Raw genomic sequence first — 7152 nt, forward strand, 5'->3', positions numbered from 1 at the left:
ACTATCAGCACCGCGAGACCGCCGAGCCCGTCCGCGCCCCCGCCCTGCCCCCCCGCAGACTGCAACCAGCCCAAGCTCCCGCGCAGCGGGATCTGCGCGGGCAGCCGCTGCGGCAGGTCGTCGGGGGCGTGCGCCAGCAGGGCCTGGAGGTCCTCCCGGTCCTGCGGGGCGAGCGGGGTGCGCCGGGCCAGCAGCCGGTGGAGCTCGGCCGTCGCCGCGTCGACCTGGGTGGCCGTGATCAGCCGCAGCGGGCGCACGGCCTGCTCGCCGCCGAACTCCTCGGCCGCCTTGCGCCCCGCCGGGCTGTCCTCGGCGAGGAAGCCGCCGGCCGCCAAGGCCGTCCCGCAGGTCGGGCACCGCTCGCCGCGCCCTTCGGCGACCAGCCCCCGGTGGCAGTCGGCGCAGAGCAGGTGGGCGCACGGCGCGAGGGCGCCGATCCCGGCCTCGGCGCCGCGCCGCCCGCAGTGCGCGCACGGCTGCCGGGGCTGGTTGAGCAGGAACGCCCGGATCTGCCGGGTGTAGAACAGGTGCGCGTGGTCGGGCACGGCGTCGGGGAACCGGCGGAACAGCGGCACGTGTTCGCGGTCGGCACCGAGCAGGTGGTCGATCCGGGTGAGCAGCCCGTCGCCGAGATCGGCGAGCCGGGTCGGCGCCAACCGGGCCAGTGTGCGGCGCAGTTGACTGGTGAGCAGGTAGCCGCGCCGGGCCAGGTCCGCGTCGAGCGCGAGCAGCCCCCGGGTGCTCCACGGGTCCGCGGCGGGCAACAGGTCGCCTTCGGGCACGCAGACGCCGCCGCGTCGGCGGAGCAGGAAGGAACCGAGGTCGAGATCAATGGCGGGGTCGAACGGAGCCGTGATGGCTCGGGGCATGCGGAAGAACCCCCACGGAGGTGGCAGGGCCGAGGAAGCGGGGCGGAGAGGGGGCGCGCTACGGGTTTCGGAGGAAGGTGAGAAGGAAGCACGCCGCGGAGCCGCCCGCCCGGTCACCCTAGCGGAGCGGCCGCCGCCGGCCCACCGGTTTTTCCGCGGCCCGCCCCCGGGTCCGCCCCGCGTCCGGTCAGCCCTCCAGCACGACCTCGTGGACCGTCAGTTCCGGTGCGGCGAAGGCCAGTGCGCGCTCGGCCGCCGCCTCGGCGGCGGTGCGGGTCGGGCGGGTCCACGGGGTGAGGGGGTGCAGGGTGGCGACGGCGCGGGTGCGGGTGCGAGTGAGCTGCCACAGGCCCGCCACGAAGCCGTCGAGCAGGACGGTGCCGCGGACGATGCCGTTGGCGCCCATGACCGCCCGGCGGTACTCGTCGGGGAGGATCCGGGCGCGGTCGGCGTGGGAGAGCAGCAGGTTGTCGAAGGGGGCGACGAGGCGGACCGGGACGGGGGTGGACCCGTCCGGCCGGGGGGCGTCGGGGTGGTCGTACAGGGTGCGGCCCGCGACGTCGCGGAACTCGACCAGCCGGGGGCGCAGCCGCTCCAGCACCGGAGCCAGCCGGGTCAGGCCGGACCACTTCTGCACGTCGGCCACGGTGGCCGGGCCGAAGGCGCGCAGGTAGCGCAGGACCAGCTCGTCCGGGTCGCCGGGCGGGGCGAGCGGGGCGCCGAGCCACTGCTCCGCCGTGGTGTGCGCCGCCGGGCCGCTGGTCCGCCAGAGCCCGCGCGGCGGGACCTGGACCAGCGCCAGGCGGGCCCGCAGCAGTTGGGCCAGGGCGGCGGGATCGCGGTCGGGGTGGTCCGCGGCCAGCAGCGCGCCGAGCTCCTGGAAGGTGCGCGGGTCGGCCGCCACCAGCGCGCGGCCCCGCGCGGCGAGCGCGTCCGGGTCCAGGCCGGCCAGCCGCGCGCCGAAGGCGCCCCGCAGCCCCTGGTCCAGCACCGGCTGGAACAGGGTCCGCCAGCGCAGGCAGTCCGCCGCCGAGACCAGGTGGATGGTGCCCCGCTGCAGGCCGAGGCGCACCGCGCTGCGGTCCAGCAGGAGCGCGTCCAACTGCTCGGGGCGGAAGTCCGGCAGCCGGGTCCACAGGCCGTAGTACGGCGCGTCGGACGCCTGGGCCTGCAGGCCGACCAGGTGCTCCGTCAGCTGCAGCGGCGTCAGCGGGGCCGGCGCCAGCAGGTGCTGACGGGCCAGCAGCGCCCGGTTCAGCGCCCTGGGGTCGAGCACCGTCACCGGTCGAGCTCCTGGCGCAGCACCGCGATCCGGTTCGAGGTGAGCGAGGCCGCGCCCAGCTCGCGCAGCCGCCGCATGGTGCGCCGCCGGTCCACCGTCCAGGTGCTCACCAGCAGCCCGGCGTCCGCGGCGCGCGCCATGAAGGCCGCGTCCAGCAGGCCGAACGGCGGGTTGAGGTAGCGCGGTGCCAGGTCGGCGAGCAGGGCCGGCGACGGCATGGTGGGCTGCTTCCAGGTGAGCGAGACCTGGGCCCCGGGCGCCGCCTCGCGCACCGCCAGCATCGCCGCGACCGGCCCGCAGAACGCCACCAGCTCCTGCGCCCCCTGCTCGGCGACCGCCGCCCAGGAGGCCGCGGCCGGGCCCGGGTCGTCCAGGTCGATCAGCAGCCGTGCGCCGCCCTGCCCGGCGGTGAGGTCGAGCGCCTCGGCCAGCGTGGGCACCCGCAGGCCGCCGGCGAACCGCTGCTCGGCCAGCTGCCGGGCGGTCAGCCGGCCGACCGGGCGGTCCAGCTCCCAGAGCCGCTTCAGCGTCCGGTCGTGCAGCAGCACCGGCACGCCGTCGCGGGTCAGCTGGACGTCCACCTCGACCGCGTCGGCGCCGGCCGCGAAGGCGGCGGCGACCGAGGGCAGGGTGTTCTCGCGGTGGCGGTACGGGTCGCCCCGGTGGGCCACCGCGAGCGGGCGAACCGCGTCCTGGACAGTCATCGGGCCACGCTCCACAGCCAAGGGGTCATCAGGTCCACGTGCTCGCGGTAGGTCGGCTCGCCGGGGACGGCGATCTTCAGGGTGCGGGCGGGCGGGAAGGCGCGGACCTTCACGTGCGCCAGCCCGCCGTACACGGCGTCCAGGAAGGCGGGCAGGCGGTCCCGGGGGACGTCGACGTCCACCCCCTCGACGGTGACCAGCGCCTCGTCGTGGGTGAACAGCCGCACCCGCACGGCCGGGCGGCCGGCCAGCTCGAGCAGCGCCTCGTGCGGCAGGGCGGCGTCGACGGCGCCGACCGCGCCGGCGAAGGTCCGGTCGGCGCCGATGTCGTGCTCGACCGCCAGCGCGCGACCGTGCCGCCGGGCCAGCGCGGTGACGGCGGCCACCGCCGCCTCGGTGGTGGGCAGAGCGGCTCGGGACACGGGGCTCCTCACAGGTACCGGGGCGTCAGCTACTGCGCTCGATCATCACATTGGTTGATTTGATGACTGCAGTCGCGGGTGCCCCGGGCACCAGGCCGAGCTCCTCGGCGGAGTCCCGGCTGATCAGCGAGACCACCCGGAACGGGCCGGCCTGGATCTCCACCTGCGCCGCCACGTCGCCCAGCACGACCTGCGTCACGATGCCGGGGAACCGGTTGCGCGCGGAGGACGGGCGCCCCTCGGCCTCGGCCGCGCCGGGCTTGGCGAGCTCGCGGGCGAAGGCGGCCAACTGCTCACCGGGGACGATCCGGTGGCCGTGCTCGTCGCGCTCCGCGGCGACCCGCCCGGCATCCACCCAGCGCCGCATGGTGTCGGCACTGACCCCCAGCATCGCGGCCGCCTCACCGATGCGGTACTGGTGGACCGGCCGGCCCGGCTGAACCATGGCGCACTCCCGTGTTCGACGGTGATCGACAACGCCCCCATCCTGCACCATCCGCGCGGCCCGCCGGCGCCACTCCCCGCGCCACTGCCGATGCCGCTCCGGGCGCGACCGCGGCGGGGCCGGGGCCGCCCGGGCTCACGGCCCGCCGAAGAGGTCGCGGCAGACCGCGTCCGAGGCCGTCAGGACGGCGCCGCTGAGCACCGCGCCGCCGCCGGTGGTGCTGGGCCGCACCTCGGTGGGCAGCGGGGACAACGCCGCCAGCCGGGCCGCCACCCGGTCCGCCAGGGCGCTGCCGCCCGCCCGGCCGATCTCGCCGCCGAGCACCAGGCAGCCGGGGTCGAGCAGCACGCAGATCGCGGTGGCACCGAGCGCGACCCGGTCGGCCAGCTCGTCCAGGAACGCCGCGCCGGCCGCGCCGCCGTCGAGCGCCGCCAGCACGACCGCCTCGGCGGCCTGCGCGTCGTCGGCGCCCCCGCCCACCGGCAGGCCGTGCGCGCGGGCCAGCCGGCAGACCGCGCGGCTCCCGGTCAGGCCGTGGAAGCCGCCGTCGCACCCCAGGTTGTTCGGCAGCGCGCCGGTGCCGGGCACCGGCAGGAAGCCGATCTCGCCGGTGCCGCCGGAGGCGCCGCGGCGCAGCCGGCCGTCCAGCATCACGGCCGCGCCGGTGCCGTGGCCCAGCCAGAGCAGCACGAAGGTGTCCCGGTCGGTGACCGCGCCGAGCCGGTGCTCGGCGATCCCGGCCAGGTTGACCTCGTTCTCCAGGATCACCTCGTCGGCCGCCCCGGCCCGCAGGGCGGCCACCAGGTCGCCGTGCCAGTGCGGCGGCAGGCTGGTCGGGCGCAGCTGGCCGGTGGCGGGGTGGACCAGGCCGGGGGCGCCGACGGCCACCGTGTGCAGCCGGTCCGCGCCGGCCTCGCGGGCGGTGGCGAGCAGGGTGCGCAGCACCTGGTCGGCGAAGCCGGGCGGCGGGCCGGCGGGGTCGTCCGGGTCGACGGGGAGGGTGGCGCCGCCCAGCGTGCGGCCGGTCAGGTCGGCGACGGTGAAGGTCACGCCGGTCGCCCGGACGTCGACCCCGGCCAGGTGGGCCCGGTCGGCGCGCAGCCCGTACACCCGGGCGTTGGGGCCCCGGCGCTGCTCGCCGCGCTCGCCGACGATCGCCACCAGGCCGCCGTGCTGCAGCCGTTCCAGCAGGTCGGCGACGGTCGGGCGGGACAGACCGGTCAGCGCGCGCAGCTCGGTCGCGGTCAGCGGTCCCCGGCTGAGCAGCAGGTCGAGGGCCAGCCGGTCGTTGATCGCGCGGGCGGTGCTGGGGGTGGCCGTGCGCGCTGTGGTCATAGGAAGGTATCTTTCCAGATCTATCTATCAGGGTCCCTTCCTGATAATTTAGCAGGAGTCGGGGCGGGAGGTCCCGGCCCGTTCACCCTCGGGAGGGATCCACCGCCATGCCATCGGCCGCCCGCTCACCCCTGGCCCCGCAGACGGCCGCGCAGCTGCGCCGGGCCCGGGTCAGCGTCGCCCTGGTCTTCGCGGTGCACGGCACCGTCGCCGGCACCTTCGCCACCCGGATCCCGGCGATCCGGGACCACCTGCACCTGTCGGCCGGCCAGCTCGGACTGGCCCTGGTGATGCCCGCGCTGGGCGCCTCGGTGGCGATGCCGCTGGCCGGCCGGGTCACCCACCGGCTCGGCGCCCGGGCCGCCATCCGGCTGCTGATCGGGCTGTACGCGCTGGCGCTCACGCTGCCGCCGCTGGCCCCCGGACTGCCCTGGCTCTGCCTGGCCACCCTGGTCTTTGGTGCCACCGCCGGGATGGCGGACGTGGCGATGAACGCCGAGGGCGTCGAGGTCGAGCAGCGGATGGGCCGCTCGATCATGTCCGGGCTGCACGGCATGTGGACCCTGGGCGGACTGGTCGCGGCCGGCTTCGGGCTGCTGGCGGCCCGTCAGCACCTGGGCCCGCAGGTCCACCTGGCCCTGGCGGCGGTGGTGCTGCTGGCCCTGGTCCAGCTGGTCTGCGGCGGGCTGCTGGACGTGCGCCCGGAGCCGGACGCGCAGGCGCCGCCGCGGTTCTCGCTGCCGCCGCGCTCGGCGCTGCTGATCGGGCTGGTCGGGTTCTGCGCGGTCTTCGCCGAGGGGGCCGGCATCGACTGGTCCGGGGTCTACCTGCGGGACGTGACCGGCGCGGCGGCGGGCACGGCCACCCTGGCGTACACCGCGTTCACCTTCACCATGACCGTCGGGCGGTTCGTCGGCGACGCCGTGGTGGCGCGGATGGGCGCGGTCAGCACGGTCCGCCTCGGCGGCGCGGTGGCGGCGGCCGGCGGTCTGCTGGTGGCGACGGCCGGCGGGCCGGGGCTGGCGATCCCGGGCTTCGGCCTGCTGGGACTGGGGATCGCCGTGGTGGTGCCGCTGGCCTTCGCCGCGGCGGGCCACTCCGGGCCGAACCCGAGCCAGGCGATCGCGGGCGTGGCCACGGTGACCTACACCTCCGGGCTGGTGGCCCCGGCGATCGTCGGGGCGGTGGCCCAGGGCACCTCTCTGCGGGTCTCGTTCGTGCTGGTCACCGTGCTGGCGGCGGCCCTGGTGCCGACCGCCCGGGCGCTGCGGGCGGCCTCCCCGGAGCGGGGTGCGGCGGCGGAGCGGGTGGCGGCGGGCTCCGGCGCCCGCTGAGCCGGGCGGCGGGGCCGGTCGGCGGCGCCGGGTGCACTAGTCTCGGGCGGGTGCGTCGACTGTTCGGTTCCCGGTGGGCCAGGCTCGTGGTGCTGGTGCTCCTGCTGGGAGCGGCGGCCGGTTCGGTGGCGGTGTGGGACCCCCGCACCGTGGTCACCGCCGTGCCCGCGCCGTGGCGCGCCCCCGCCTTCACCGCGCTGTTCGCGCTGGGCACCCTCGCCTTCCTGCCCAAGCCCGCGCTGAGCGTGGCGGCCGGGATGCTCTTCGGCAGCCGGGTGGGCGTGCCGGTCGCCGTGCTGGGCACCACGGGCGGGGCGGCGCTCGCCTTCGGGCTCGGCCGCGGGCTCGGCCAGGACGCGCTGCGCCCGCTGCTGCGGGGCAGGGCGCTCACCGCACTGGACCGGCGGCTGACCGAGCGCGGGTTCGGCAGCGTGCTGCTGCTCCGTCTGGTGCCGGGCATCCCGTTCCAGGCCGTCAACCTGGGCGCGGCCCTCTCCGGGGTCCGCCCGGCCCCGTACCTCGCGGCCACCCTGCTCGGGGTCGTCCCGGGCACCGCCGCCTACGTGGTGGCCGGCGCCAGCGCGGGGACCCCGGGGTCCCCCGCCTTCCTGGCCTCCACCGCCGTGATCGCGCTGCTCGGGGCGCTGAGCCTGGCGGCCGCCTGGCGCTCGCGCCGGCGCGGGGCCGCCCCCCCCGAGCCCCGCCCGCGCCCCCCCGGCCCCCCCACACACCGCCCGCCCCCCCCCCGGGCGCCCCCCGGG

7 protein-coding genes and 1 pseudogene are annotated in these 7152 nt (G+C 77.6%); 2 read left to right on the forward strand and 6 right to left on the reverse strand.

The features are described 5' to 3' along the window. The 6 genes and pseudogenes from ACFW1A_RS36340 to ACFW1A_RS36365 all read right to left on the reverse strand — a co-directional run. A pseudogene (locus tag ACFW1A_RS36340) lies at positions 1-869 on the reverse strand (hypothetical protein); the annotation flags it as partial. Positions 870-1056: 187 nt separating this feature from the next. Continuing rightward, positions 1057-2151 carry a winged helix DNA-binding domain-containing protein gene (locus ACFW1A_RS36345; RefSeq protein WP_380417134.1) on the reverse strand — a complete coding sequence of 365 codons (1095 nt, stop codon included), beginning with the start codon at positions 2149-2151 and terminating at the stop codon, positions 1057-1059. Further along, on the reverse strand, positions 2148-2855 hold the full coding sequence (locus ACFW1A_RS36350; protein ID WP_380417136.1) for a glycerophosphodiester phosphodiesterase: 708 nt from the start codon (positions 2853-2855) through the stop codon (positions 2148-2150). The genes ACFW1A_RS36345 and ACFW1A_RS36350 overlap by 4 nt, the downstream gene beginning before the upstream one ends. Further along, positions 2852-3277: a hypothetical protein gene (locus ACFW1A_RS36355; protein WP_380417138.1), complete on the reverse strand. Its 426-nt coding sequence runs from the start codon at positions 3275-3277 to the stop codon at positions 2852-2854. Before ACFW1A_RS36355 ends, ACFW1A_RS36350 begins: the two co-directional genes overlap by 4 nt. Before the next feature lie 25 nt (positions 3278-3302). Beyond that, a complete protein-coding gene (locus tag ACFW1A_RS36360) occupies positions 3303-3722 on the reverse strand; it encodes a molybdopterin-binding protein (RefSeq protein WP_380417140.1) in 420 nt (139 codons plus the stop codon). Between the two features lie 135 nt (positions 3723-3857). Continuing rightward, positions 3858-5057 carry an ROK family transcriptional regulator gene (locus tag ACFW1A_RS36365; RefSeq protein ID WP_380417143.1) on the reverse strand — a complete coding sequence of 400 codons (1200 nt, stop codon included), beginning with the start codon at positions 5055-5057 and terminating at the stop codon, positions 3858-3860. Positions 5058-5164: 107 nt separating this feature from the next. On the opposite strand from ACFW1A_RS36365, the gene ACFW1A_RS36370 reads away from it, so the two are divergent. Together ACFW1A_RS36370 and ACFW1A_RS36375 are read left to right on the forward strand one after the other, a co-directional pair. Further along, positions 5165-6391: an MFS transporter gene (locus ACFW1A_RS36370; RefSeq protein ID WP_380417148.1), complete on the forward strand. Its 1227-nt coding sequence runs from the start codon at positions 5165-5167 to the stop codon at positions 6389-6391. A gap of 50 nt (positions 6392-6441) precedes the next feature. Continuing rightward, positions 6442-7152: TVP38/TMEM64 family protein (locus tag ACFW1A_RS36375; RefSeq protein ID WP_380417151.1), on the forward strand; the 711-nt coding region annotated here is incomplete at its 3' end.

This window comes from Kitasatospora sp. NPDC058965, from assembly GCF_042741245.1.
Lineage (GTDB): Bacteria > Actinomycetota > Actinomycetes > Streptomycetales > Streptomycetaceae > Kitasatospora.